This window comes from Streptomyces sp. NPDC050759 (genome assembly GCF_044456945.1).
Classification (GTDB): Bacteria; Actinomycetota; Actinomycetes; order Streptomycetales; family Streptomycetaceae; genus Streptomyces.
The window spans coordinates 690,472-715,185 of record NZ_JBITGI010000003.1 but is presented as its reverse complement, the minus strand read 5'-3'; the positions used below and the strand labels follow the sequence as shown (position 1 = coordinate 715,185).

The 24,714-nt window shown below is 71.5% G+C and carries 22 protein-coding genes and 1 pseudogene; 15 read left to right on the top strand and 8 right to left on the bottom strand.

What is annotated here, in order from left to right:
- Positions 1-42: 42 nt before the first annotated feature.
- The 3 genes and pseudogenes from ACIBJB_RS13290 to ACIBJB_RS13280 all read left to right on the top strand — a co-directional run bounded on the left by ACIBJB_RS13290 (position 43) and on the right by ACIBJB_RS13280 (position 3,720).
- On the top strand, positions 43-1,758 hold the full coding sequence (locus tag ACIBJB_RS13290) for an AMP-binding protein (RefSeq protein ID WP_398929738.1): 1,716 nt from the start codon (positions 43-45) through the stop codon (positions 1,756-1,758).
- Positions 1,755-2,953, top strand: a pseudogene (locus tag ACIBJB_RS13285) (acyl-CoA dehydrogenase family protein). The gene ACIBJB_RS13290 and the pseudogene ACIBJB_RS13285 overlap by 4 nt, the downstream one beginning before the upstream one ends.
- Positions 2,950-3,720 (top strand): SDR family NAD(P)-dependent oxidoreductase, encoded by a 771-nt coding sequence (locus ACIBJB_RS13280; protein WP_398929736.1) that lies wholly within the window; start codon positions 2,950-2,952, stop codon positions 3,718-3,720. Before ACIBJB_RS13285 ends, ACIBJB_RS13280 begins: the two are co-directional and overlap by 4 nt.
- A 302-nt stretch (positions 3,721-4,022) precedes the next feature.
- Here the strand turns inward: ACIBJB_RS13280 and ACIBJB_RS13275 are convergent, their stop codons facing one another.
- From ACIBJB_RS13275 to ACIBJB_RS13245, 7 genes are all read right to left on the bottom strand, one after another.
- Positions 4,023-4,223: a hypothetical protein gene (locus tag ACIBJB_RS13275; protein ID WP_398929734.1), complete on the bottom strand. Its 201-nt coding sequence runs from the start codon at positions 4,221-4,223 to the stop codon at positions 4,023-4,025.
- A 53-nt stretch (positions 4,224-4,276) separates the two neighbouring features.
- On the bottom strand, positions 4,277-4,846 hold the full coding sequence (locus ACIBJB_RS13270; protein WP_398929732.1) for a TetR/AcrR family transcriptional regulator: 570 nt from the start codon (positions 4,844-4,846) through the stop codon (positions 4,277-4,279).
- Between the two features lie 439 nt (positions 4,847-5,285).
- Positions 5,286-6,083: a cupin-like domain-containing protein gene (locus tag ACIBJB_RS13265; RefSeq protein WP_398929860.1), complete on the bottom strand. Its 798-nt coding sequence runs from the start codon at positions 6,081-6,083 to the stop codon at positions 5,286-5,288.
- Positions 6,083-7,306 carry a beta-ketoacyl-[acyl-carrier-protein] synthase family protein gene (locus tag ACIBJB_RS13260; RefSeq protein WP_398929730.1) on the bottom strand — a complete coding sequence of 408 codons (1,224 nt, stop codon included), beginning with the start codon at positions 7,304-7,306 and terminating at the stop codon, positions 6,083-6,085. The genes ACIBJB_RS13265 and ACIBJB_RS13260 overlap by 1 nt, the downstream gene beginning before the upstream one ends.
- Positions 7,303-8,700, bottom strand: coding sequence for an FAD-dependent oxidoreductase (locus tag ACIBJB_RS13255; RefSeq protein ID WP_398929728.1), 1,398 nt, complete (start codon positions 8,698-8,700; stop codon positions 7,303-7,305). Before ACIBJB_RS13255 ends, ACIBJB_RS13260 begins: the two co-directional genes overlap by 4 nt.
- 44 nt (positions 8,701-8,744) lie before the next feature.
- Positions 8,745-9,377 (bottom strand): hypothetical protein, encoded by a 633-nt coding sequence (locus ACIBJB_RS13250; protein WP_398929726.1) that lies wholly within the window; start codon positions 9,375-9,377, stop codon positions 8,745-8,747.
- A gap of 594 nt (positions 9,378-9,971) precedes the next feature.
- Complete coding sequence (locus ACIBJB_RS13245) at positions 9,972-10,427, bottom strand: PQQ-binding-like beta-propeller repeat protein (RefSeq protein WP_398929724.1); 456 nt, start codon at positions 10,425-10,427, stop codon at positions 9,972-9,974.
- Positions 10,428-11,022: 595 nt separating this feature from the next.
- On the opposite strand from ACIBJB_RS13245, the gene hisC reads away from it, so the two are divergent.
- Together hisC and ACIBJB_RS13235 are read left to right on the top strand one after the other, a co-directional pair.
- Positions 11,023-12,069 carry a histidinol-phosphate transaminase gene (gene hisC, locus ACIBJB_RS13240; protein WP_398929722.1) on the top strand — a complete coding sequence of 349 codons (1,047 nt, stop codon included), beginning with the start codon at positions 11,023-11,025 and terminating at the stop codon, positions 12,067-12,069.
- A 5-nt stretch (positions 12,070-12,074) separates the two neighbouring features.
- Positions 12,075-13,781 carry an aldehyde dehydrogenase family protein gene (locus tag ACIBJB_RS13235; RefSeq protein WP_398929720.1) on the top strand — a complete coding sequence of 569 codons (1,707 nt, stop codon included), beginning with the start codon at positions 12,075-12,077 and terminating at the stop codon, positions 13,779-13,781.
- 15 nt (positions 13,782-13,796) lie between these two features.
- Here ACIBJB_RS13235 and ACIBJB_RS13230 read toward each other — a convergent pair whose 3' ends face one another.
- Positions 13,797-14,297, bottom strand: a complete 501-nt coding sequence (locus tag ACIBJB_RS13230; protein ID WP_398929718.1) for an Lrp/AsnC family transcriptional regulator — start codon at positions 14,295-14,297, stop codon at positions 13,797-13,799.
- A gap of 121 nt (positions 14,298-14,418) precedes the next feature.
- Here ACIBJB_RS13230 and pdhA point away from each other — a divergent pair, with 121 nt between their 5' ends.
- The 10 genes from pdhA (at position 14,419) to paaB (ending at position 24,708) form a co-directional block, all read left to right on the top strand.
- Positions 14,419-15,555, top strand: a complete 1,137-nt coding sequence (pdhA, locus tag ACIBJB_RS13225) for a pyruvate dehydrogenase (acetyl-transferring) E1 component subunit alpha (RefSeq protein WP_398929716.1) — start codon at positions 14,419-14,421, stop codon at positions 15,553-15,555.
- 5 nt (positions 15,556-15,560) lie between these two features.
- Positions 15,561-16,580, top strand: a complete 1,020-nt coding sequence (locus tag ACIBJB_RS13220) for an alpha-ketoacid dehydrogenase subunit beta (RefSeq protein WP_398929714.1) — start codon at positions 15,561-15,563, stop codon at positions 16,578-16,580.
- On the top strand, positions 16,577-17,953 hold the full coding sequence (locus tag ACIBJB_RS13215) for a dihydrolipoamide acetyltransferase family protein (RefSeq protein WP_398929712.1): 1,377 nt from the start codon (positions 16,577-16,579) through the stop codon (positions 17,951-17,953). Before ACIBJB_RS13220 ends, ACIBJB_RS13215 begins: the two co-directional genes overlap by 4 nt.
- A 76-nt stretch (positions 17,954-18,029) precedes the next feature.
- Positions 18,030-19,736, top strand: coding sequence for a phenylacetic acid degradation protein PaaN (gene paaN / locus ACIBJB_RS13210; RefSeq protein ID WP_398929710.1), 1,707 nt, complete (start codon positions 18,030-18,032; stop codon positions 19,734-19,736).
- On the top strand, positions 19,729-20,910 hold the full coding sequence (locus ACIBJB_RS13205) for a thiolase family protein (RefSeq protein WP_398929708.1): 1,182 nt from the start codon (positions 19,729-19,731) through the stop codon (positions 20,908-20,910). Before paaN ends, ACIBJB_RS13205 begins: the two co-directional genes overlap by 8 nt.
- Entirely contained in the window at positions 20,907-21,668 is a 762-nt protein-coding gene (locus tag ACIBJB_RS13200; RefSeq protein WP_398929706.1) for an enoyl-CoA hydratase/isomerase family protein, read from the top strand. Before ACIBJB_RS13205 ends, ACIBJB_RS13200 begins: the two co-directional genes overlap by 4 nt.
- Positions 21,665-22,531: a 3-hydroxyacyl-CoA dehydrogenase family protein gene (locus tag ACIBJB_RS13195; protein ID WP_398929704.1), complete on the top strand. Its 867-nt coding sequence runs from the start codon at positions 21,665-21,667 to the stop codon at positions 22,529-22,531. The genes ACIBJB_RS13200 and ACIBJB_RS13195 overlap by 4 nt, the downstream gene beginning before the upstream one ends.
- Positions 22,522-23,373 (top strand): enoyl-CoA hydratase/isomerase family protein, encoded by an 852-nt coding sequence (locus tag ACIBJB_RS13190; protein ID WP_398929702.1) that lies wholly within the window; start codon positions 22,522-22,524, stop codon positions 23,371-23,373. Before ACIBJB_RS13195 ends, ACIBJB_RS13190 begins: the two co-directional genes overlap by 10 nt.
- Before the next feature lie 37 nt (positions 23,374-23,410).
- Positions 23,411-24,385 carry a 1,2-phenylacetyl-CoA epoxidase subunit PaaA gene (gene paaA, locus ACIBJB_RS13185; RefSeq protein WP_398929700.1) on the top strand — a complete coding sequence of 325 codons (975 nt, stop codon included), beginning with the start codon at positions 23,411-23,413 and terminating at the stop codon, positions 24,383-24,385.
- Positions 24,382-24,708, top strand: a complete 327-nt coding sequence (paaB, locus tag ACIBJB_RS13180) for a 1,2-phenylacetyl-CoA epoxidase subunit PaaB (RefSeq protein WP_398929698.1) — start codon at positions 24,382-24,384, stop codon at positions 24,706-24,708. The genes paaA and paaB overlap by 4 nt, the downstream gene beginning before the upstream one ends.
- The last annotated feature ends 6 nt before the right edge of the window (positions 24,709-24,714 follow it).

Below are 24,714 nucleotides of genomic sequence, written 5' to 3'. Positions count from 1 at the left end.
GCCACAGAGCAGCGGCGGAATCGGCGAAGGGATGACGTGACCATGAACGAACGATCGACTTCGGTGGTGACCGCGACCGCCGGCGGACCGCCGGAAGACCGGGTGCGGGAGTTGCTCGGCCTCTTCGGTGCTCCGGACGCCTGTGCCGCGGAGCTGCTGTGCGACCGGCATCCCGCGGACGCGGTGGCCTTCACGGTGGTCGAGGCGGACCTGTCGGCCACCGACCTCACCTACGGGGACCTGCGCCGCGACTCGGCCCGTTTCGCCGCCGCACTCGCCGACCTGGGCGTCGGGCCCGGCGACGCGGTCGCCACCCTGATGGGCAAGTCCGCCGATCTGGTCGTGGCCCTGCTGGGCATCTGGCGCCGCGGGGCCGTTCACGTGCCGCTGTTCACCGCCTTCGCGCCGTCCGCCGTGGCCCTGCGGCTCGGTGCGAGCGGAGCGAAGGCCGTCGTGGTCGACGCGGACCAACGGGGCAAGCTCGCGCCCGGTGAGGACATGCCCACCGACCAGCCCTGGCTGACCATGGTCGCCGGGAGTGCCCCCGAGGGCGCGGAGCTGTCCTTCGGTGAACTGCTCTCCCGGTACTCCGGTGACGAGCCGCGGGGCCGCCCGGTCGCGACGGGCGCGGATGCTCCGCTGGTCCTGTTGTTCACCTCGGGCACCACCGGCACCCCCAAGGGCGTCCCGGTTCCCGTCCGGGCGCTGGCGTCGTTCCAGGCGTACCTGGAGTTCGGCCTCGACGTGCGCGAGGACGACGTGTTCTGGAACGCCGCCGACCCCGGATGGGCGTACGGCCTCTACTACGCGATCCTCGGCCCGTTGGCGGCCGGACGCCGCAGCCTGCTGCTGCACGCCGGCTTCAGCCCCGCCCTGACCTGGCAGGCCATGAAGGCTTTCGGTGTCACCAACTTCGCGGCCGCGCCGACGGTCTACCGCAGCCTGCGCGCCGCTTCCGACCCGGTCCCCGACGGGCTACGGCTGCGGCGGGCCTCCTCCGCCGGGGAACCGCTCACCCCGGAGGTCGTCGCCTGGTCCGAGCAGGCCCTCGGCGTGGCCGTACTCGACCACTACGGGCAGACCGAGCACGGCATGGTCATCGCCGCCGGCTGGGCCGACGCCGTCCGCACGCGGGTACCGCCCGGCTCGATGGGCCGGCCGCTGCCCGGCTGGTCCGCCGACGTGCTGTACGACGAGCGGGACGAACCCGCCCCACCCGGCACGCTCGGCCGAGTGGCCCTCAGCGTGCCCGACAGTCCGCTGCTGTGGTTCACCGGCTACGTGGACGCGCCGGAGAGGACCGCCGAGCGTTTCACCGCCGACGGCCGCTGGTACCTCACGGGCGACGCCGGGCTCAGGGACGAGAACGGCTGCTTCTTCTTCTCCTCCCGCGACGACGACGTGATCATCATGGCCGGATACCGCATCGGCCCCTTCGACGTCGAGAGCGTGCTCGTACAGCACGAGTCCGTGCTGGAGGCGGCCGTCATCGGGGTGCCCGACACCCTGCGCGGAGAGGTGCTGGAGGCGTACGTCGTGCCGCGCCCCGGGACAACGCCGGACGCGGATCTGGTGACGGAACTCCAGCAACTCGTCAAGCGGAAGTTCGCCGCCCACGCCTACCCGCGTGCGGTGCACTTCACCGACCAGCTGCCCAGGACGCCCAGCGGGAAGATCCAGCGCTTCCTGCTGCGCCGACAGCGCGCGCAGACCACCGGCCAGACGCCGCCCGGCCCGACCCGAGAGACGAACTCATGACCGCGCATGTGTCCCGCCTGCTGCCCAGCGAGGAGGCGGCCGAGCTACTCGACCTGACGCGGGAGATCGCCGACGGTGCCCTCGCGCCCCGGGCCGCCGCCGACGAGGCCGCCGAACGCTTCCCGCGTGACGTCTTCCGGACCCTCGGCCGGGCAGGGCTGCTCAGCCTCCCCTACCCCGAGGAGTACGGAGGCGGCGGCCAGCCCTACGAGGTATACCTCCAGGTCGGATCTCGGCCCGCTGGGCGAGCGTGGGAGTCGGGCTGAGCGTACACACGCTGTCCTGCTTCGCCCTCGCCGAGTACGGCACCGACGAGCAGCGCGGGAACTGGCTGCCCGGCATGCTCGGCGGCGAACTGCTCGGCACCTACTGCCTGTCGGAGTCGCACGCCGGCTCCGACCCGGCCGCGATGCGCACCCGTGCCCTGCGGGACGGCGACGCCTACGTCGTGCGGGGCGAGAAGGCGTGGACGACCCACGGCGGTCACGCGGACTTCTACCAGGTGATGGCCCGCACCACCGATCACCGCACCCGCGGTGTCTCCTGTTTCCTCGTTCCCGCCGAGTCGTCCGGGCTGTCGGCCGACCCGCCCGAACGCAAGATGGGGCTGACCGGATCGGCCACGGCGACCGTGCGGTTCGACGACGTCCGCATCCCCGAGGGCCGGCGTCTCGGCGACGAGGGGCAGGGCCTGCCGATCGCTCTCGCCGGGCTGGACGCGGGCCGGCTCGGCATCGCGGCCGTCGCCGTCGGCCTGGCCCAGGGCGCCCTCAACGACGCGCTCGCGTACGCGAAACAGCGCGAGACCTTCGGACAGCCGATCGCCGGTCACCAGGGAGTCGCGTTTCTGCTGGCCGACATGGAGGCATCCGTGGACTCCGCCCTGGCCACCGTGCTGGCGGCGGCCCGGCGCAAGGACGCCGGACTGCCGTACGGCCGCCAGGCCAGCATCGCCAAACTAGTCGCCACCGAGGCGGCGATGCGGGTCACCACCGACGCCGTCCAGGTCTTCGGCGGCGCGGGCTACACCCGCGACTTCCCCGTCGAGCGCTACATGCGCGAGGCCAAGGTCATGCAGATCTTCGAAGGCACCAACCAGATCCAGCGCCTCGTCATCAGCCGCCACCTGGTCCGCGCCCGCACCGAACCCTCCCACCACGTCCTGCGCACCGCGCCCAAGGAGCCCCAGGCATGAAACCCACCGGATCGGCCGCCCTCGTCACCGGCGGCGCCAGCGGTCTCGGCCGCGCCACCGCCACCGCACTGCTGCACGCCGGCGCCCATGTGGTCATCGCCGACCTGCCGTCCTCACCAGGTGCCACCGTGACCAAGGAGCTCGCGGACGTCGGCCCCCGCGTCCGCTTCGTGCCCTGCGACGTCACCGACCCCGACGCCGTGCAGGCCGCGGTGGACGCGGCGAGCGAACCGGGCCCACTGCGCGTCACGGTCAGCTGCGCGGGCGTCGCGACGCCGGGCCGCATGCTCTCCCGCAGCGGACCACTGGACCTGGACACCTTCGCCCGGGTGGTCGCAGTCAACCTCGTCGGCACCTTCAACGTATTCCGGCTCGCCGCCCAACGCATCGCCGAGTCCGAGCCCGTGGAGGGCGAGCGCGGTGTCCTCGTCGCCACCTCTTCGGTCGCCGCCTACGACGGCCAGATCGGCCAGGCCGCCTACGCCGCGTCCAAGGGCGGGGTGGCCGCCCTCACCCTCCCCGCAGCCCGGGAACTTGCCCAGCACCTCATCCGCGTGGTCTCCATCGCACCCGGCCTCTTCGACACCCCGCTCATGGCAGGACTGCCCCAGGAGGCCCGTGACTCCCTCGGGCGGCAGGTCCCTCACCCCGCGCGTCTCGGCGCCCCGGCCGAGTTCGCCGCCCTGGTGCGACACATCGTCGAGAACCCCATGCTCAACGGCGAGGTCATCCGCCTCGACGGCGCCATCCGCATGGCACCGCGCTGACTGTAGGTGGAGGCGTGGGAATGGTGCCCTTGCCTCGCCCGCGGGGGCGAAGACCCGCAGCCGCTTGCCCTTCGGACTGGTGCAAGCCATGGGCGCCGGCGCCCACTTCCCCAGGCGGGCGCCGATCTCCTGATCGATGAACCGGGGCGGTCGGCACATCCCGGTATCGCTCTCCGGCTCGATCCCTGCAGGGCACAAAGGCCGTGCGGCAGTCGGCTCGGTGGCCTTGGCGCCGACCAGCGGATTCTGACCAGGCCGGGCCTCCGGCGCTCGCGCCTACAACCAGCCCCGAAAGGCTCCTGCTACAGATGCGGGGATACGCGATCGTAACGGCCGCCGAGGCGCAGCGCGATGACCTGATCGGCCAACTCGTCCGGGCCGGCTGGACGAGGATCTGGGCGGTCGTGCACTTGTCGCTCGGCGCCGGTGTCGCTCGGCGCCGACAGCGAGGAGACCGCAAGCTGCTTCGCCTGCGGCATGCCCGGCAACGCCCTTGCGGTCATGGGGCTTTCCCTGAGCCCCGGACAGCAAGGGAGCGTTCCGGAAACGCCATGCGTCAGCGGATGCCTGCCGTATCGAGCAGGGCTGTCACTGTGGGCGCGATGAGCCCCGGCAGTTTGTCGGCACCGATCCCCGCGCGGGCGCTGGCGCCGTCGAAGACCAGGATCAGCTGCCGGGCCAGCAGGTCGGGATCACTTGCGCCGCCTTTCTCGGCCTCGGCACGGAGGAAACCCGTCAGGTTCGCCTTGATCCGGTGGGCCACCCGGCTCGCGGGGTGGCTCTGATCCTTGAGCTCAACCTGGACAGACAGGTACCGGCAGCCTCGGAACTCGGGCGCACCCGACTGCGACTCCAACTGCTCGAAGACGTACAGGATCCGCTCGCGGGGTGAACGGCCGTCGTCCGCCGGGGGCAGGAGCCCGGCCACGAAGGCGGAAGCGCGTTCCTCCAGGCTGGCGGCCAGCAGTTCGTCCTTGCTCTCGAACAGCTGGTACATGGAGCGCTTCGACACTCCGGCTGCCTTGCACAGGGCTTCGATGCCGATGCCGACACCGTCTCGGTAGGTGAGCGTGGCCGCCGCCTCCAGCAGCCGCTCTCTGGTACTTGGCTTCGCTACGGTGGTCATACTGCGAGGTTAACTCGATATGGACGAATTGGAAACCGATCGGTTTTACGCTGTGCAGGGGCTGCGTTGGCACCGCCCACGGCGAGTGGGCCTGTGAGTACGATTCCGTACGATTCCGCTACGCCGAGGCAGCGCTCCTTCTCGGGCTTGGCCTCGGCGGGGCCGCGGCTCAGCCCCGTGCCACCCCTGGGTGCCGCGTCTGGCCAACGCTCGCTGCAAATCCAGGGAACTGGAGGGAACTACCCCGCTGCCGCGATCGCTTCTCCCCAGGTCAGCAGCGGTGTTGCTCAGCACCAAGCAGCCACCGGCACGAACGTGTCAGTGCGGACCCGTGACCACTGGCAGGATCACCCGCCAACACCTTCGCCGAACACGCCCCCGCATGCGCATCGGGACCTCGCACCACGCCATGGCAGCCTCGAGCGGTCTGGCCGGACACCTACGACACGGGCTCGGGGTGACAGGTGCAGCCCCCGCGGCCGACGACACCCAGACGGTGTGCGGCGTGGCGGACGGATTCTCTCATCCACAGCAGGCCGACCGCGGGCTGGAAACCGTGGAAGCCACTCAGCAGCACCCCCGGACTGAGGTTCACCACCTCGTGCCACCACCCCGCCGGCACGTGCAGCACATCGCCCGGGTCGAGATCGACCGTGAGTACGTCCGGTCCGCCCGCGGCCCGATGTGCGGCCTGTTCCGTCACCTCGTCGGCGGTCAGCCGGGACAGCCGCGCCCACTTGTCGTAACGCGGTGACCGGCCGCCGACGCGCTGGACGCTTCCCGGCGGCAGCAGCCGGAACCGTTTGCGTCCCACCAACTGAACGGCGACGTTGTCCATCAGGTCGTGGTGCAGGCCGGTGCGCGCGCCGGTCGGCCCGATCCAGGCGCTGCTGGAGGTCACGGAACGGCGGGGGAACAACTCGTGCGGACACAGATCGTCCCGGAGCGCGGGAGCGGCCCGCAGGAGGTCGAACTCCTTCAAATACGACCCGTGCAGACTGTCCTCGTCCGTGCCCAGCCCGCGGAGGTATGCGGGCAGGGACGTGGTTCTGAACCGGGTCTGTCCGCGCTCCCGGTCTCCCACCACGAGCGTCACGCGCAGCTCGGGGACGATCTCCGCGAGTGTGTCGAAACGCCAGATCCGGATCGCCGGCCAGTGCGCCGCAGCCCCACGGTCCACCCACGGCACGGGGCGGCCCGCGTTCCGGGCCGACAACGAAGGAGTAGGTGATGACATCATCGCTGCCCCCCACCGGCGCCGGCCAGGAAGACGAGGCAGGCGTTGTGACCTCCGAAGCCGAAGGAGTTGGCGAGCGCCGCGCCGACCCGGCCCGCGCGGGGGCCGCCGGTGACGACGTCCAGCTTGATCTGCGGATCCTGCTCCCGCAGGTTGATCGTCGGTGGAACAACCTGGTCTCGCAGAGCCAGGATCGCCGCCAGGGCGTTGAGGGAACCGGCGGCGCCGAAGAGGTGGCCGGTCATGGACTTCGTGGCGGTGACGACGGCGTGCAGGCCGATGGCGTCGCCGATCGCCTCGGCCTCCGTGAGGTCACCGTGCGGCGTGGAGGTGGCGTGGGCGTGGACGACGTCGATGTCGTCGGCGCCGAGGCCGGCGTCGGTGAGTGCCCGGCGGATGGCGCGGACCTGGCCGTCGGCGTGTCCGGACGTCAGGTGGTGCGCGTCGGAGGTGACACCCGCGCCGGCCAGGAAGGCGTACGGCGCGGCGGTACGGGCGGCCGCGAAATCGGCGCGCTCCAGCACGACCACGGCCGCCCCCTCTCCGATCACGAACCCGTCCCTGGTGGCGTCGAACGGCCGGGAGGCCCCCGCGGGATCGTCGTTGCGGGTGGAGTGTGCCGTGGCTTGAGCGAAGCCGGCGAGAACCAGGGGATGGATGCAGGCCTCGGCGCCGCCCGCCATCACCACGTCGGCGCGACCGAGCCGGATCAGGTCCAGGCCCAGGGCGATGGCCTCCGCGCCGGAGGCGCAGGCGCTGACGGGCGTGTGGGCGCCGCCCCGGGCACCGAGTTCCAGGCTGACCACGGCTGCCGGCCCGTTCGCCATCAGCATCGTCACTGCGCGCTGGGACACCCGGCGGGCGCCGGAGCGCTCCAGGACGTCGTCCTGGCCGAGCAGTGTGAGTACTCCGCCCGTGCCGGTGCCGATCACCACGGCCAGTCGCTCCGGGTCCACCTGGGGGCGCCCGGCGTCGGCCCAGGCCTCACGGGCGGCGATCAGGGCGACCTGCTCACAGCGGTCCAGTCGGCGGGCCTGCACCCGGTCCAGGACCTCGGTCGGCTCGACCCGCAGCCGGGCCGCGATCCGCACCGGGAGCGTCTTCGCCCAGTCCTCTCCGATAGGGGAGATCCCCGACTCTCCTGCCAGCAGGGCGGACCATGTGCTGGGCACATCCCCGCCCAGGGGTGTGGTGGCACCGAGTCCGGTCACGGCGACGTTCATCCGGACTTCTCCTGAAGAGCCCCTGCTCTGCCGAGCGAGGAGGTGAGGGGCGGACGAGGCGAGGGGGCAGGCAGACCCATGAGGCGCGCTTTGACAGCGGAGACGACCAGTGCGGGGTCGAACAGCCGGGCCGGTGAGCCGACGAGATGGTAGATGCTGTCGAGGGTGCGCTGGGCCCTGACGTCCCCGTGCGCGGCGAGCCGGTCGACCTCGCCCGACCAGCGGCCGAACAGCGCGTCCACTCCCGAGCGGCGTTCACCGCCGGTATGGCGCAGGTCCTCTCCTGTCGCGATGGCCCAGGGGAGGTCGGCGGCGCGGGCGAGTCGTCGCACAAGCCGGTGCTCCCACCCCGGCCTGGCGGTGGCCAACGCCCGTCGCAGGAGCAGCGCCTGGGTCGCCGCCACGGAAATGCCCTGACCGTACACCGGGTTGAAGGCGCAGAGGCTGTCGCCCGTGACCAGGAGACCGTCGGGCCACGATGCCATGCGGTCGTAATGCCGGCGCAGGTTCCCGGTGCGGCGGTGTACGGCGATGTCGCCCAGTGGGCGGGCGCTTGCCGTGAAATCGGCGAGGGCCGGGTCCCGGAGACGGGCCAGGAAGGCGTCGAAGCCTTCGGGATCCCGTGGCGGGCGGTGCTCCGCGGCGCCCACGGCGGCGACCAACCAGCGTCCGCCCTCCACGGGTAGGGCCACTCCCCCGGCCGGGCAGCCCGCCGTGGGCAACAGGACAACGCCCGCGACACGGCCGAGATGGCCAGGTGGTGCGGCGTAGGCGCGTCCCGCGTAGCCGAATCCGGCGTCGACCGAGGTGGCAGGCACCTCACCGAGCCCTTGTCGTGCCAGCCACTGAGGCATCCGGGATCCACGCCCGGACGCGTCCACGACGAGGTCCGTCCTGACGGCCGGGGCATCATGGCGCTCGACGAGCCATCCCGTGCCGCTCGCGGGGCGGTTCAGACCGCGGACGCGGGCGCCGCCCAGCAGTGCGACCCCGGGAAGTGCGGTCACCCTTTCCCGCACCAGATGCTCGACCAGCGGGCGGGTGGCCGAGACCAGCTCGAAGGCAGGGGTGCCGAAGGGGGCCCATCCGCGTTCGCCGAGCCAGGCGAGGTTGCCCGTGTCCAGTGGCACCCCGCCTGCGGCGATCAACTGCTGACGCAGCCCCGGAAGCAGCTCCTCGATCTCGCGCAGTCCCCGCTGCAGGAGCACGTGCGGCTGGCGGCCCTGAGGGACACCGTCGCGCGGTGCGGGGACCGGGGTGACGGTGTCACGTTCCAGGACGGTGACGGTACGGCCGGATCCGCTCAGGACGGCCGCGGCCAGCAGTCCCGCCATCCCCGCCCCGATGACCACGGCATCCGCGGTCGTCCCGGTACGGCAGTCAGCCTCGTTCACGTTCACTTTTCCTGTCTTCTGACCTGAACTGTTGTCCCCAGCCGCTATACGAGCCGGAAAAGGGTTTTACGCATCAATTGGAGCCAGGGCAGGGGGACGAGGCGCCACAGCGGGGCGGCGACGGCCAATGGGATACGTCCGCGGAGCAACGCGCCGTGGTCGAGTGAGGCTGGGTGGGGAAAGTACCCGGGCTTGCATTCCAGGATTTCCTTGAAACCTTTGTTGTAGTAGTAGCGCAGTTGCGGGTCGCGCGGCATCCCATGACGCTTCTCGTGCATATACGAAGCCGGCGCCCCTTCCGGATTTGACATCTTCCAGCCCCGAAGGCCCGGCATGGGCGAGCCGAGATAGATGTCACGCCATCCGCTCTTCAGCGCGTAAGGCCAGAAGAACTCAAATATGGCCATCACGGCAGTCGCGTCGATGCTGCTCAGACTTATACCGAACAGTGACCGTGCACCTGCCTGGTCTGCGGTCCGCACCTCGGCACAGTCGGACCAGGTGGCTGACGCGCGCATCTCCCCGACCGTGATCGGTTTCATGAAGAGCGAGGCCAGCGCCACACCGTCGGCGGTAAAGGCACCGACACAGAGCTGCGGGTACGCCTGGATACGGGCAGCGAGCTCCGTCGCGGAAGCGGCCTGATCCTCATCCCATTTGCCTTCTTCGAGCGTCACGAGGGATTCCACATCCTCCGCGGAGAGAAACCGGACCTCGGCGCACTCCCTCACAGGGGCCTCGGCATCGCCTGCAGTACGACCGCCGGACATCCCGGGTGGACCAGTAAGGCTCATTTCTCGTTCTCCTCGACACGGGGACGGCGTCCGTTCCGAGAATTACAGCCGACCGATCGTTCGGGAACGCTACCCATAAGTAGTGTCGGCGAAGTTCACTTCACGTTCACTATCATCGTTGATTACGCCGCCAGTAGGCGGCTCAGGGGGAAGGCAGCCCGACTGTGCAAGGGAAGTCGGCGAATTCGAGAGGTGCACTGATTCCTGATGCGGTCTGTCAGCTGACGCGGCGGCAGGTGGCCACGCACCTCGGCGATGCGGCTGCGACGCTCGTGCTCGACGGCTGCCCGGTGTGGTCGGCGAGGACGCAAACCCCCTTCCCCGGCCGACGGTGCGCGAACGAAGCTGCTTGCTGGTCGTGCGCGGCCCCCGGCGCGTCCGGGCCTGTCCCCGGTCAGACCGTCGGGTCGACAGCCCGGTCAATGCTGCGCGATTCCTTGACGGCGGCACGACCCAGGTGCGGTTCGAGTAACAGGATCAGGTGTGAATCGCATACAGGAAGCCGTCCGTGCTGCCGACGTACACGGTCCCGTCTGCGACCACGGGCGTCGAGCTGATCGCCCCGCCGGTTTCCAGCCGCCAGCGTTCCTCACCGGTGGCCGCGTCCACCGCCCAGAGCGACATGTCCTCGCTGCCGATGTACACGGTCCCGTCCGCCACCGCCGGCGACGACTGGCGCGCGGCTCCGGTCTCCTGCTTCCAGCGTTCCTCGCCGGTGACCGCGTCCACGGCCCACAGGTGCCAGCCGTTGCTGCCCATGTACACGATCCCGTCGACGACCGCCGGTGTGGAATACGTCGACCTGCCGAAGCTCCGCCGCCAGAGAGTCCCGCCGGTGGCGGCGTGCGAACGACGTCTCCGATCCCGCCGCGGGGGCGGTGAGGGCCCAGAACTCGACCTGCACGGCCAGTGGTTGGCACAGCGGCCGGACATCACCCGTCGGCTGTGCCCGAATGACGGCCGACGCCTTTTCGTACGACGCGTTGTCCCCGTCGGCCGTCTCGCGGAAGGTCACCGCGGTGCGCAGCCATGCGGTCTGTTCTCGTTCCGGCCAGTGGGCATCGGCGCGACAGCCACCGGCCCGGGCGCCCGTGGACGCCTTCGAGCATCCGGCGGCGAGCAGCGCGAGGACCGCCGCGCCGGCTGCCAGGGCTCCGTGGCGGAGGCGGGTACGGGTGCTGTGCATGGTCTCCCTCGATCGGAACGGGACGGTAGGCGGACATCGCACGCTCCACGCGGCGAGCAGTCTGCTGGCAACTCACCCACGGCGGGAGCCTCGGCGGCACGCTGTGTCCGGCCTGTGATCAAGGCGCTGACCCGGTGCTCGACGCGGGGCGCGCTGTTCGTCTCGTAGCGGGGGACCGGAGGGACTCACCGGAAGACGGTTTGCCGAAGAGCTGTCCTGTTTCGGCGATTTGTAGGCGAATTCGTCAAACAGTTGAGTACTTCTCGTCCCTTCTTCACGATTCCCCTGTCAAGTGCCCGACGGCCAGGCCTCGGGTCTCAGCGCTGCAGAAGCGAGACCAGCATGGTGCGTGTCCGTGCGTCCCTGTCCCAGCTGCCCGCCTACGTCCCGGGCCGCAAACTGCCCGGGGCCATCGTGCTGGCCAGCAACGAATCCCCGCACGGGCTGCTGCCCGGCGTGGCCGCAACCCTCGCGGAGGCCGCCGGCGGTGTGTCGCGGTACCCCGATCTGCATGCCGCCTCGCTCGTCGAGGCCCTGGCCGCGCACCATGGCGTCGAGCCGGACCGGATCGCGGTGGGCGCCGGATCCTCCGAGGTGTGCGGGCAGTTGCTGCACACGGTCGTCGGGCCGGGTGACGAGGTCGTCTTCGGCTGGCGGTCGTTCGAGGCCTACCCGATCCTCACCTCGGTGGCGGGGGGTACGGCCGTCCGCGTGCCCCTGCGCGACCACACCCTCGACCTGGACGCCATGACCGCGGCGATCACCGCCCGGACCCGGCTGGTCTTCGTGTGCAACCCCAACAACCCGACCTCCACGGCGGTCGGCGCGCGGGCCCTGACCGACTTCGCGGACCGGGTGCCCCGGGACGTGCTGATCGTCGTAGATGAGGCGTACCGGGAGTACGCCGATCCGGACCTGGTCCCCGACGGCCTCGCGCTGCTCGGAGACCGGCCGAACGTGGCGGTGCTGCGGACCTTCTCGAAGGCGTACGGACTGGCCGGCCTGCGCGTCGGCTACTGTGTCGCGCCGCCCGGGATCGCCGCGCACGTGCGCCGCACGCAGGTGCCGTTCAGCGTCAGCGCGCTCGCCCAGCAAGCTGCCGTCGTCGCCCTCGGCGAGGGCGCGGAGGTCACCCGGCGGGCCGCCCGCACCGTCGCGGAACGCGACCGTGTCACCGGACGGTTGCGGGAGCTGGGCCACGACGTGCCCGACTCCCAGTCCAACTTCGTCTGGCTGCCGTTCGGCGAGCGCAGCGCGGACTTCGCCAGGCACTGCGCCGACGGGAAGGTCGTGGTCCGCCCGTTTCCGGGCGAGGGCGTCCGGGTGACGATCGGGCTGCCGGAGGAGAACGACGCCCTGCTCGCGCTCGCGGTGAGCTGGAGAGGCTGACGGCCATGGGCCCCGGTCCCTACGAGCGGCACCGCGAGCTGCTGCAGAGCGTCGTGCGCGCGATCGACGCCGGTGAGTGCCGTCGCCCCTTCACCGAGGCGACCAACAAGGACGCGGCCGACGCGGGCATGAGGTCGACCCGCACCGCGGGGAAGGTGTTCCGCTCGCTGCTGGGGCGGCCGTTCGAGCTGGGGCAGCCCGGCGAACTCGGCCGCGCGCGAACGGAGTCGTCGCCGTACGGGGTCGATCTCGCCATCGACTACCCGCGCTGTGATCCCAGGGAGCTGGTTGCCGCGGCCGGGCGAGCCGCGGCCGGCTGGCGGGCGGCCGGGCTGTACCAGCGGGCCGGGCTCGCCGTGGAGATTCTGCGCCGGCTCAACACCCGCAGCCACGAACTGGCCCTCGCGGTGCACCACACCACCGGTCAGCCCCTTCAGGCGGCCTTCCGCGCCGCCGGGCCGCGCGCCCAGGACCGCGCCCTGGAGACCGTGGCCCAGGCCTTCGCCGAGTCGGAACGGGTCCCGACCGAGCTGCGCTGGGCGAGCGCCGAAGGCGGCGGGCAACCGCTGCGGGGCACCTCGGTCCTGGCGCCCCGCGGGGTGTCGCTGCTCGTCGGCTGTTCGGACTTCCCGCTGTGGAACGGCCTTCCGGGCCTGTTCGCCAGCCTGGTGACCGGCAACCCGGTCGTCGTGGCTCCGCACCCACGCTCGGTGCTGCCGCTGGCGATCACCGTGCGGGTCGCCCGGCAGGTGCTCGCGGAGGCCGGCCACTCCCCGGATCTCGTCACGCTGGCCGTGGCTGAACCGGAACGGCAGGTGCACCGGCGGCTGGCCACGGACCCGGCAGTGCGCATCGTCGACTTCACGGGCTGCGCGCGCTTCGCCGACTGGCTGGAGCAACACGCCCGCCAGGCCGTCGTGTTCGCCCACCGGACCGGGCTGAACACGGTGGTCGTGGACTCGACCGACGACTACCGGGGTCTGGTCAGGGGGCTCGGCCTCTCCCTGTGCCGGTGCAACGGAATGGCGCGCACCACGCCGCAGAACATCCTGGTGCCGGAGTCGGGCTTCAGCACCGACGAGGGGCACAAGACGCTGCGGGACCTCGGCGCCGACCTCGGCGACGCCGTGGACCGGCTGCTCGGGCATCCCGCACGCGCCGCGAGGGTGCTGGGTGCGATCCCCTTCGGCGAGGTGCGTGACGTCCTGGCGGAGGCCGCCCGCTACGGCCCCGTCCTGCACGCCTCCGGTCGCGTGGCCCATCCCGACCACGCGCGTGCCGACCTGCGCAGCCCGCTGCTGGTGCGGCTGCGCGCCTCGGACGAGCAGGTCTACACGCGCGAGTGGCCCGGGCCGGTCTCCTTCCTGGTGGGCACCGACTCGGCTTCGCACAGCCTGGCGATCCTGCGCCGTACGGTGGCGCGGCATGGCGCGCTGTACGCCTCGGTGCACTCCACCGACCCGCTGGTGCTGGCGGCGGCCGAGACGGCGGCGCTGGACGCCGGTGTGCATCTGGTGGAGAACCTCGACGACCTGCCCGCCGACCCGTCCTCGGCTCACGCCGAACTGCCGGGGGCGGGCGCCCACTTCGTCACCGGACGGTTCCGGGTGGTGCGCTCGAGGCGGCACGCGACCCCGGCGGTGCCGGTGCCGGGTGGGTACGAGGTTCCCGTGCCGGACCCCGGTGTCGCCGCCGCGCTGGTCGACGTATGACCGGGCCGGTCGGGTTCAGCCGCTCCAGACGGCGCCGGGCCCCCGCACCTCGTCGAAGACGAGCCAGGTGCGGGTGGAACGCACTCCGGGGATCCCCTGGACCTTCTCCAGCACGACCTGGCGCAGCACCAGGTTGTCCGGGGTGCGCACGACCACCAGGACATCGAAGTCGCCGGTGACGAGGGCGACGTGCTCCACGTAGGGGATCTTGCACAGCTCGCGGGAGATGTCGCGCCAGGCGTTCTGCTCGATTCCCAGCATGACGTAGGCGCTGGTGCCGAGGCCCGCCCGCTGGGCGTTGAGCTGCGCGGTGAAGCCGGTGATGACGTCCTCCGCCACGAGCCGGCCGATGCGGGTGTAGGCGTTCGCCCGGGAGATGTGTACCTGCTCTGCGAGGGCGCGGACCGAGATCCGGCCGTCCTCGAGGAGCCGGCTCAGGATCTGCCGGTCGATGTCGTCGAGCGGGACGGCAGTTCGTCCGGCCACTGCCGCCGACGGCGAGTTTTCCTCGGACACTTTGTTCTCCCGGACGCTGGTGTTCGGCAGTTCATCGCCAGTTCGGCGGAGCTATTGAACACATATTCCGTGGTGGCCACCATTCTCCTGTCAAGTGTCCAGAGAAAGTGAGTGCCCTCCGATGTCCGTGAAGAGCCTCCGCCAGACGGTCCAGGGCCTCTTGCCGTCCCTCGTGCCGGTGCGGTTCGTGGCCGAGGACGGCACGCCCGTCGCCAGGCGGCCGGCCGACTACGCCGAGCCCCCGGTCGAGGCCCTGCTCGAGGCCTGGCGGCAGATGGTCCTGGGCCGCCGGTTCGACACCCAGGCGACCGCCCTGACCAAGCAGGGCCGCCTCGCCGTCTACCCGTCCAGCCGGGGCCAGGAGGCCTGCCAGATCGGGGCGGTGTTGGCACTGCGCCCCGACGACTGGCTGTTCCCGACCTACCGCGACTCCGTCGCCCTGGTGACCCGCGGCATCGACCCGGTCGAGGTGCTGACGCTGCTGCGCGGCGACTGGCACTGCGGTTACGATCCCGCCGCCACCCGGGTCGCGCCCCAGTGCACCCCGCTGGCCACCCAGGTGCTGCACGCGACCGGCATGGCCGACTCCCTGCGCCGCACGGGCGGGGACGGCGTGGCCATGGCGCTCGCCGGCGACGGCGCGACCAGCGAGGGGGACTTCCACGAGGCGCTGAACTTCGCCGCCGTCTTCCGTGCCCCGGTCGTGTTCTTCGTGCAGAACAACAAGTACGCGATCTCCGTGCCGCTGGCCCGGCAGACCGCGGCGCCCGCACTCGCGTACAAGGGCATCGGTCACGGGGTCCGCTCCGAGCAGGTCGACGGCAACGACCTGGTGGCGGTGCTGGCGGTGCTGACCGCGGCCGTGGCGCACGCCCGGGCGGGCCACGGTCCGGTGCTCGTCGAGGCGCACACCTACCGCATGGACGCGCACACCAACGCCGACGACGCCACCCGCTACCGCGAGGACGGCGAGGTCGAGCAGTGGCGGGCCGCCGACCCCGTCGACCGCCTGGAGACGTACCTGCGCGGCCGCGGCGTACTGACCGACGAGTTCGTCGCGGCGGTGAGGGAGGAGGCGGAGGCCCGGGCCGCCGAGCTGCGCGCGGGCATGAACACGGAGTCCGTCGCCGACCCGCTGGAACTCTTCGACCACGTCTACGCCGAGCCGACTCCTCAACTGCGCGAGCAGCGCGCCCTGTTGGCAGCCGAGCTGGCCGAGGACGCCGCTTCCCCCGTACTTCACACCCAGGAGAGCTGACGGCCATGGCCAAGGTCACGATGGCGCAGGCGCTGAACACCGCACTGCGTGACGCGCTGCGCGAGGACGAGCGGGTGCTCGTCTTCGGCGAGGACGTCGGCCGGCTCGGCGGCGTCTTCCGGATCACCGACGGGCTGACCCGCGACTTCGGTGAGCAACGGTGCTTCGACACCCCGCTGGCCGAGGCCGGCATCGTCGGACTGGCTGTCGGCATGGCCATGGGCGGCTTCCGGCCCGTGGTGGAGATGCAGTTCGACGCCTTCGCGTATCCGGCGTTCGAGCAGATCGCCTCGCATGTCGCCAAGCTGCGCAACCGGACCCGGGGGCGGCTCACGCTGCCCATGGTGATTCGCATCCCGTACGCGGGTGGGATCGGCGGTGTCGAGCACCACTGCGACTCCAGCGAGGCGTACTACGCACACACCCCGGGTCTGAAGGTCGTCACCCCGGCCACGACCGAGGACGCGTACTGGCTGCTGCGCGACGCCGTGGCCGACCCCGACCCGGTCGTCTTCCTGGAGCCGAAGAAGCTGTACTGGTCCAAGGAGGACACCGACCTGCAGCAGCGCGCCGCGCAGCCGTTCGGGCGGGCGGCGGTCCGGCGGGAGGGCCGCGACGCCACGGTCGTCGCGTACGGTCCGTCGGTTCCGGTGGCCCTGGCCGCCGCCGAAGCCGCAGCGGTCGAGGGCATCGAGCTCGAGGTCGTGGACCTGCGGACGCTGGTGCCCTTCGACGACGAGACGGTGACGGCATCCGTCCGCCGGACCGGGCGCTGCCTGGTCGTGCAGGAGGCCCAGGGTTTCGCCGGGGTCGGGGCGGAGATCGCCGCGCGGGTACAGGAACGCTGCTTTCATTCGCTGGCCGCACCTGTCCTGAGGGTCGCGGGCTTCGACATTCCGTATCCGCCCCCGAAGCTCGAGCACGCGCACCTGCCCGGCGTCGAGCGGATCCTCGACGCCGTCGACCGCCTCCAGCTCGACGACGAGCCGGACACCCGGCACCTGTTGAAGGGAGCGGTCGCATGACCACCGCAACGCTCCAGGAGCAGTTGTTCCGGCTGCCCGACCTCGGCGAGGGCCTGACCGAGGCCGAGATCGTCGAGTGGAAGGTCGCGGTCGGCGACACGGTGACGATCGACCAGATCGTCATCGAGGTCGAGACCGCCAAGGCCGCGGTGGAGGTGCCCGTCCCGTACGCCGGCACGGTGCTGCGACTGCATGCGGAGGCGGGCACGGCGCTGGCCGTGGGAGAACCACTGATCACGGTGGGCGCCGCAGTCCCAGGCGAGGCCGAGGGCACGGCTGGGGGCTCGGCCGCCGAGGAGCGATACCGCGAGGAGGAACAGGCCGGGTCCGGCAATGTTCTGATCGGCTACGGCACCGGCCACGGCCCGGCACCGCGTCGCCGCCGCCGGCGCACGGGTGGCGCGACAGGAGGCGGCACGGGCACCGAGGCGGCGCAGCCCTTCGGGCCGCACGCTCCCCGGGTGATCTCGCCCCTGGTCCGGCGGATGGCGCGGGAGCACGGGATCGATCTCGCCGCGGTGGCGCCCTCCGGTCCAGCAGGCGTTGTCCTGCGACGAAACGTGGAGCAGGCCCTCGCGCAGGTCCGGCGAGCGGCGACGGACCCCGAGATCGCACCGGTCGCTCCTGCCCAGCCGTCGGCGGACCTCGCCCTCGCGCCGCAGGAGCGGCCGGCAGCGGACGGCCCGCAACGCATCCCGCTGCGCGGAGTGCGCCGCGCCGTGGCGGACAAGCTCTCCCGCAGCCGGACCGAGATCCCCGACGCCACCACCTGGGTCGATGTGGACGCGACCGGACTGCTGCAGGCCAAGAAGACACTCGAGGCCGCCGAACCCGGCCGCCGCATCGGGCTGCTGGCCTTGCTGGCGCGCATCTGCGTCGCCGGACTGAGACGCTTCCCGGAGCTGAACTCCACGGTGGACACCGATCGGCGGGAGATCCTCCGCTTCAACGAGGTGCACCTCGGCTTCGCCGCCCAGACCGAACGCGGCCTGATCGTCCCCGTCGTCCGCGATGCCCATCTCATGACGACCGTACAACTGGCTCTCGAACTGTCCCGGTTGACCGAGCTCGCCCGGGCAGGAAGCCTGCCGCCCGATCGTCTGACGGGTGGGACCTTCACCCTCAACAACTACGGCGTGTTCGGTGTCGACGGATCCACGCCCATCATCAACCACCCCGAGGCCGCCCTGCTCGGAGCGGGTCGCATCGTGGACAAGCCGTGGGTGGTGGACGGGGCGCTGGCCGTCCGCAAGGTCATGCAGCTCTCCTTCAGCTTCGACCACCGGGTCTGCGACGGCGCCGTGGCCGGCGGGTTCCTGCGCTATGTGGCCGACTGCGTGGAACGCCCCGCGATCCTGCTCGCCGACGCCTGATCGCCCCCCTCTCCCTCACGTCAACCTGGGTGCACCACACCCCCTCACCTACCGAACGTTCGGCCTGGAGCTCCTTGTGACCACTGCCCAACACCCCGACTTCTTCGTCCGCCACGCGGAACTGCTCGACCAGGCGGTGGCCCGTGCCGCCGACCGCGGCTACTGGACGCCGTACCCCGAAACCCCCAGCGCCTCCGCGTACGGAGCCGGGGCGCCCGACCTGGGCGAGGCCGCCTTCCGCGACCTCCTCGACCACCCCTTCCGCCTCGAAGGGCACCCCGCCACCGGCACTGTTCCCGCGACCGAGATCTCGCCCTACGGCTTCCCGCTCGGCGTCAGCTACCCGGCCCTGGTACCCGAGGTGGCCGTCGCGACGGCCAGGGCCGCCGCGGCGACATGGCGCCGTGCAAGCCCCGACACCCGGGCCGGCGTCGCGGCCGAGATCCTCGCCCGGCTGAACGCGGCGAGCTTCGAGATCGCGCACGCCGTCCAGCACACCACCGGCCAGCCCTTCATGATGGCGTTCCAGGCCGGTGGTCCGCACGCCCAGGACCGAGGCCTCGAAGCGGTCGCGCACGCATGGAACGAGCAGAAGCGCCACCCGGCCGCGGCCCGCTGGAGCAAGCCGCAGCGCAAGGGCGGCCCGCTCGTCATGGACAAGACCTTCACGCCTGTGGGGCGGGGCGTGGCCGTGCTGATCGCCTGCAACACCTTCCCCACCTGGAACGGATATCCAGGATTCTTCGCCAGTCTGGTCACCGGCAACCCGGTGGTCGTCAAGCCGCACCGACGCGCCGTACTTCCCCTGGCGATCACCGTGCGGATCGCCCGTGAGGTGCTGGCGGAGGCCGGCTTCGACCCGGACGTGGTGCTGCTCGCCGCAGAAAAGCCCGAGGAGCGCACCGCTCCCGCCCTGGCCACCCACCCCGATGTGCGCATCGTGGACTTCACCGGCTCCAGCGAGTTCGGCGACTGGTTGGAGACCAACGCCCGCCAGGCCGTCGTCCACACCGAGAAGGCAGGGCTCAACACCGTCGTCGTGGACTCCACGGACGACTACGCCGGACTGCTGTGCAACCTGGCGTTCTCCCTGTCGCTCTACAGCGGCCAGATGTGCACCACCCCGCAGAACATCCTCGTTCCCCGCGACGGCTTCCCGACCGACCAGGGGCGGCGTACGGCCGACGAGTTCGCCGCCGACCTGGGTGCCGCCCTGGACAAACTGCTCGGTGACCCGGCGCGTGCGGCCGCCACCCTCGGCGCGATCGTGAACGACGGTGTACTCAAGCGCGTGGAGGAGGCGGCCACGCTCGGCCGTACCGCCCATCCGTCGAGGGAAGTCACCCACCCGGACTTCCCGGACGCGGTCGTCCGTTCCCCGCTGGTGGTCCGGCTCGATGCCGGGGCCGACCAGGACACCTACACCACCGAGTGGTTCGGGCCGGTCTCCTTCGTCATCGGCACCGACTCCACCGCGCACGGTCTGCGACTGCTTCACGACTGCATACGGCAGTACGGCGCGCTGACCGCTTCCGTGTACGCGACCGACGAGGCCGTGCTGACGGCGGCGCGGACGACCGCCCTGGAAGCGGGCGTGCACCTGTCGGAGAACCTGACCGGCCACGTGTTCGTCAACCAGTCCGCCGCGTTCAGTGACTTCCACGGCACAGCGGCCAACCCCGCCGCCAACGCCGCCCTCACCGACCCGGCGTTCGTCACCGGACGCTTCTCGGTCCTTCAGTCCCGCCGTCACGCCACCGCCGAGGAGCACGTCGATGCCTGACGAGGTCTATCTGATCGACGGGGCCCGCACCCCGCAGGGCCGCCACCGCGGTGCCCTGGCCTCCGTACGCCCCGACGACCTGGCCGCTCTCGTCGTCGGCGAGGCGGTACGGCGTTCCGGCGTCCCGGCCGACGCCGTCGACGAGGTGATCCTCGGCGCCGCCAACCAGGCCGGCGAGGACAACCGGGACGTGGCCCGGATGGCGGTGCTGCTCGCCGGTCTGCCCCACACCGTGCCCGGATACACCGTCAACCGGCTGTGCGCCTCCGGGCTGACCGCCGTCGCGTCGGCCGCCCAGACGATACGGGCTGGTGAGGCCGAGCTGGTCGTGGCGGGCGGAGTGGAGTCGATGACCCGCGCCCCCTGGGTGACGGCCAAGCCCGGCACGCCCTGGGCCCCGCCCGGCGAGACGTACGACACCCCGCTCGGTTGGCGCTTCACCAACCCGCGCTTCCCCGCCGCGACCACTCTGTCGATGGGCGAAACCGCCGAGGAACTCGCCGCCCTGGACGGCATCACACGCCTGGAAGCGGACGCCTTCGCGCTGCGCAGCCACCGGCGTGCCGAGGCCGCCCAGAAGGCAGGCCGCTTCGACAAGGAGATCGTCCCGGTGCCGGTGAAGGACGGCGAGGTGACCCAGGACGAGGGACCTCGGCCCGCCACCTCGCTGGAGAAGCTGGGTGGGCTGCGGACCTCCTTCCGCAGGGACGGGATCGTCACCGCGGGCAACTCCTCCCCGCTGTCCGACGGGGCCGCGGCCCTGGTGGTGGCGAGCGGGGCGGCGGTCGAACGGTACGGGCTCACCCCCCGGGCCCGCGTCGTCACCGCCGCCTCGGCCGGGGTCGACCCCCGCCTGATGGGGCTCGGGCCCGTGCCGGCCACCGGGATGGCGCTGGAGCGGGCGGGCTGGACGGTCGACGATCTGGACGCGGTCGAGGTGAACGAGGCGTTCGCCTCCCAGGTGTTGGCGGTCGTCCGCCGGCTGAAGCTCGACGAGGACCGCGTCAATGCCGACGGCGGCGCCATCGCCCTCGGCCACCCGCTGGGCTGCTCCGGCGCCCGCATCGTGCTCACCCTGCTCGGCCGCATGGAACGCGAGGATGCCCAGCGGGGCCTGGCGACCATGTGCGTCGGTGTCGGGCAGGGCGTGTCGATGCTCGTGGAGCGCGTATGAGCACGCGAGAGGACATGACGTACGAGACGCTGCGGGTCGAACAGCGCGAGGACCGGGTCGTCGTCACCCTGCACCGGCCCGAGGCCCGCAACGCGATCAGCGGTCGCATGATCGCCGAACTGCACCGCGTGTGCGAGGACCTGGAGCGCGAGCCGAAGCTGATGCTGCTCACCGGGCACGGCGGTGTTTTCGCCGGCGGCGCCGACATCGCCGAACTGCGGCGGCGCGGCCGGGACGACGCGCTGCGGGGGATCAACAGTCGGTTGTTCGAGCGGATGCGCAGGCTGCCCCTGCCCACCGTGGCCGCCGTGGACGGCTGGGCACTGGGCGGCGGCGCCGAGCTGGCGTACGCCTGCGACATCCGGATCGCCGGACCGCACGCGGTCTTCGGCAACCCCGAACCGGGCCTGGGCGTTCTCGCCGGAGCCGGTGCTTGCTGGCGGCTCAGGGAACTGGTCGGTGAATCGGTGGCCAAACAGATCCTGCTCGCCGGGCGGAACCTCGACGCGGCCGCCGCCCTCACCTGCGGGCTGGTCATGGACGTCGTTCCGGCTGACCGGCTGATCACCGAGGCGAACGTCCTCCTCGACCGGATGGCACTTTCCTCGGCGCTCGCCCTGAGGCTCACCAAGCTCATCACGGACGCCCCGGGTGCCCATCCGGTGGCCGACGACCTCGCCCAGGCCGTGCTGTTCGAAAGCGGGGACAAGACCGAGCGCATGACGCGCTTCCTGGAGAAGAACGGAAGCCGGGCATGACCTCGGCATCAGCGCCACCCGCGGTCGTGGGGGTGATCGGCGGCGGCCGGATGGGCGCCGGTATCGCCCAGTCCTTCGCGGCCGCCGGGTCCACCGTGGTCGTCGTGGAGCACGACGACGCGACGGCGGCCGCCGCCCTGGACCGGATCGCCAACGGGCTGCGGCGGGCCGCCGAGCGCGGGGGGCTCGGCGAACCCGCGGCCCGCGATGTGCCGGGCCCCGTCACCGCCGTGGCCTCGACGGCACAACTGCCCTACGACGCCGATCTGATCGTCGAGGCGGTACCGGAGGACGCCGCGCTCAAGGCCCGGCTGCTCGCCGCCGCCGAACAAGCCGTGGGAGAAAGGTGCGTGCTCGCCACCAACACCAGTTCGCTTCCGGTCACCGAACTCGCGGCGGCACTGACGAGACCGGGACGCTTCCTGGGGATGCACTTCTTCAACCCCGTGCCCGTCTCCGCTCTGGTCGAGTTGGTCCTCGGTCCCGAGACCACGCGGGACACTCTCGATGCGGCGGTCAGCTGGACGCACACCCTCGGGAAGCAGGAGGTCGTCGTCCAGGACTCGCCGGGGTTCGCCAGCAGCCGCCTCGGCCTCGCCCTCGGTCTGGAGGCGATCCGGATGGTCGAGGAGGAGGTCGCCGACCCGGAGGCCATCGACACGGCCATGCGCCTGGGCTACCGGCACCCGATGGGCCCACTGCGCCTGACCGACCTGGTAGGGCTCGACGTACGGCTGGCCATCGCCGAGCACCTGCACGCCACGCTCGGGGAGCGGTTCGCGCCGCCCCGACTGCTGCGGGAGAAGGTCGCCCGCGGCGAACTGGGCCGCAAGACCGGTCAGGGGTTCCACCGATGGCAGTGAACGACCACTCGGCCCTCCCCACTCAGGAGAGCAGTCCGGGGCACCCCGCTCCCTACGGGGTCTCCTACGACGTCACCGACGCCGTAGCCGTCATCGAGCTGCGCGGACCCGCCGGCGGCAACGCGCTCGACGCGCACATGCGCAGCGCGCTCCTCATGGCGGCACGGCGCCTCACGACGGATTCCGCACGCGGGGTACGAGCGGCCCTGATCACGGGGCGTGGCAAACACTTCTGTGTCGGCCAGGACCTCAAGGAGCACGCCCGGTTGCTGAGGACGGCACCGGCCACGGCCTTCGCGAACCTTCCCAACGACTACAACCCGCTGGTCAAAGAGCTGCACGCGCTGCGGATCCCGCTCGTCGTGGCCGTCGAGGGCGCCTGCGTCGGGGCCGGGCTCGGCGTCGCGCTCTGCGCCGACGTGCGCGTCGCCGCCGAGGGCGCCCGCTTCGCGACCGCGTTCACCGGCCTCGGCCTGGCCTCCGACTCCGGGGTCGCCCGCGCCCTCGCCCGCCAGCTCGGTCCCTCGCGGACCGCCGGACTCATGCTCCTCGGAGAACACTTCTCCGGGTCGGACGCCGAACGCTGGGGCCTGGTGCACCGCGTCGTACCGGATGGCTCCGCCGCCGCCGAAGGGCTGGCTCTGGCCCACGCCCTGGCCGCGGGACCCACCGCCGCCTACCGGGAGATCAAGGCGCTGCTCCGGTCGGCGGCCTCCCTTCCCCTGCCTGCGGCGCTTGAGCGCGAGGCCGTCATCCAACGCCGGCTCGGCGCCACCGACGACCACCAAGAGGCCGTCACGGCCTTCCTCGAACGCCGCGGTCCGGCCTTCCACGGCCGCTGATCCGCCCACTCACCGAGCACACCGGGACACGCACACCATGAACAGTCCGACCAGTACGTCACCCGGGCCCCAGAGCCCGGAGTCCGCCTTCGAGAACACCATCGCCCGCGACCAGCGCATCGAACCCCGGGACTGGATGCCCGACGGCTACCGCGCCACGCTGATCCGGCAGATCGCCCAGCACGCCCACTCCGAGATCATCGGCATGCAGCCGGAAGGCGACTGGATCACCCGGGCGCCCTCGCTGCGCCGCAAGGCCATCCTCTTCGCGAAGGTGCAGGACGAGGCCGGTCACGGGCTCTACCTCTACTCGGCGGCCGAGACCCTCGGCGCGGACCGCACGGAACTGACCGAGCGGCTGATGGAGGGCCGCCAGAAGTACTCCTCCATCTTCAACTACCCGACGCCGACCTTCGCCGACGTCGGAGTGATCGGCTGGTTCGTGGACGGCGCGGCCATCTGCAACCAGGTGCCGTTGTGCCGCACGTCGTACGGCCCGTACGGACGCGCCATGGTCCGCGTCTGCAAGGAGGAGTCCTTCCACCAGCGCCAGGGCTACGAACTGCTGCTCACCATGATGCGCGGCACCGACGAACAGCGGGACATGGTGCAGGACGCCGTCAACCGCTGGTGGTGGCCCTCGCTGATGATGTTCGGCCCACCCGATGACGACTCCCCCAACTCCGTTCGTTCCATGGCCTGGAAGATCAAGCGGCACTCCAACGACGAACTGCGCCGGCGCTTCGTCGACATGACCGTCCCTCAGGCCGAGAAGCTCGGCGTCACCCTGCCCGACCCGGAACTGCGGTGGAACGAGGAGCGCGGACACCACGACTTCGGCACCCCCGACTGGGAGGAGCTGAAGCGAGTGATCGCCGGCGACGGACCGTGCAACGCCGAACGCATCGCCCGGCGCCGTGCCGCACACGAGGAAGGCGCCTGGGTACGGGAAGCCGCGGCCGCGCACGCCCGCAGGCAGGCGGCCGTGGTGCGGGAAGGAGCGGCGGCATGAGCGGCACCGATGGAGTCCCGGCGCAAGCCGCTGTTCCCACCCAGGCGCAATGGCCGCTGTACGAGGTGTTCGTCCGGGGCAGGCGCGGCCTCAGCCACGTCCACGTCGGCTCCCTTCGCGCGGCCGACGACCACATGGCCCTCACCCATGCCAGGGACCTGTACACCCGGCGCAACGAGGGCGTCAGCATCTGGGCCGTGCGCTCGGACAGCATCGCCGCGTCCACCCCGGGCGAGAAGGACCCCTTCTTCGCGCCGAGCGGCGACAAGGTCTACCGGCATCCCACCTTTTACGTCATTCCCGACGACGTCCCCCACATCTAGGAGCAA

What these genes read in the sequence shown, in the direction of transcription:
- ACIBJB_RS13275 (WP_398929734.1), bottom strand. Translation starts at nt 4,223, where the DNA reads ATGACCGCAAGGGCGTTGCCGGGCATGCCGCAGGCGAAGCAGCTTGCG.
- ACIBJB_RS13260 (WP_398929730.1), bottom strand. Translation starts at nt 7,306, where the DNA reads ATGAACGTCGCCGTGACCGGACTCGGTGCCACCACACCCCTGGGCGGG.
- ACIBJB_RS13220 (WP_398929714.1), top strand. Translation starts at nt 15,561, where the DNA reads ATGGCCAAGGTCACGATGGCGCAGGCGCTGAACACCGCACTGCGTGAC.
- paaA (WP_398929700.1), top strand. Translation starts at nt 23,411, where the DNA reads ATGAACAGTCCGACCAGTACGTCACCCGGGCCCCAGAGCCCGGAGTCC.
- ACIBJB_RS13215 (WP_398929712.1), top strand. Translation starts at nt 16,577, where the DNA reads ATGACCACCGCAACGCTCCAGGAGCAGTTGTTCCGGCTGCCCGACCTC.
- ACIBJB_RS13200 (WP_398929706.1), top strand. Translation starts at nt 20,907, where the DNA reads ATGAGCACGCGAGAGGACATGACGTACGAGACGCTGCGGGTCGAACAG.
- ACIBJB_RS13195 (WP_398929704.1), top strand. Translation starts at nt 21,665, where the DNA reads ATGACCTCGGCATCAGCGCCACCCGCGGTCGTGGGGGTGATCGGCGGC.
- ACIBJB_RS13280 (WP_398929736.1), top strand. Translation starts at nt 2,950, where the DNA reads ATGAAACCCACCGGATCGGCCGCCCTCGTCACCGGCGGCGCCAGCGGT.
- ACIBJB_RS13270 (WP_398929732.1), bottom strand. Translation starts at nt 4,846, where the DNA reads ATGACCACCGTAGCGAAGCCAAGTACCAGAGAGCGGCTGCTGGAGGCG.
- ACIBJB_RS13290 (WP_398929738.1), top strand. Translation starts at nt 43, where the DNA reads ATGAACGAACGATCGACTTCGGTGGTGACCGCGACCGCCGGCGGACCG.
- ACIBJB_RS13205 (WP_398929708.1), top strand. Translation starts at nt 19,729, where the DNA reads ATGCCTGACGAGGTCTATCTGATCGACGGGGCCCGCACCCCGCAGGGC.
- ACIBJB_RS13235 (WP_398929720.1), top strand. Translation starts at nt 12,075, where the DNA reads ATGGGCCCCGGTCCCTACGAGCGGCACCGCGAGCTGCTGCAGAGCGTC.
- hisC (WP_398929722.1), top strand. Translation starts at nt 11,023, where the DNA reads ATGGTGCGTGTCCGTGCGTCCCTGTCCCAGCTGCCCGCCTACGTCCCG.
- ACIBJB_RS13245 (WP_398929724.1), bottom strand. Translation starts at nt 10,427, where the DNA reads ATGTCCGGCCGCTGTGCCAACCACTGGCCGTGCAGGTCGAGTTCTGGG.
- ACIBJB_RS13190 (WP_398929702.1), top strand. Translation starts at nt 22,522, where the DNA reads ATGGCAGTGAACGACCACTCGGCCCTCCCCACTCAGGAGAGCAGTCCG.
- pdhA (WP_398929716.1), top strand. Translation starts at nt 14,419, where the DNA reads ATGTCCGTGAAGAGCCTCCGCCAGACGGTCCAGGGCCTCTTGCCGTCC.
- ACIBJB_RS13265 (WP_398929860.1), bottom strand. Translation starts at nt 6,083, where the DNA reads ATGTCATCACCTACTCCTTCGTTGTCGGCCCGGAACGCGGGCCGCCCC.
- paaB (WP_398929698.1), top strand. Translation starts at nt 24,382, where the DNA reads ATGAGCGGCACCGATGGAGTCCCGGCGCAAGCCGCTGTTCCCACCCAG.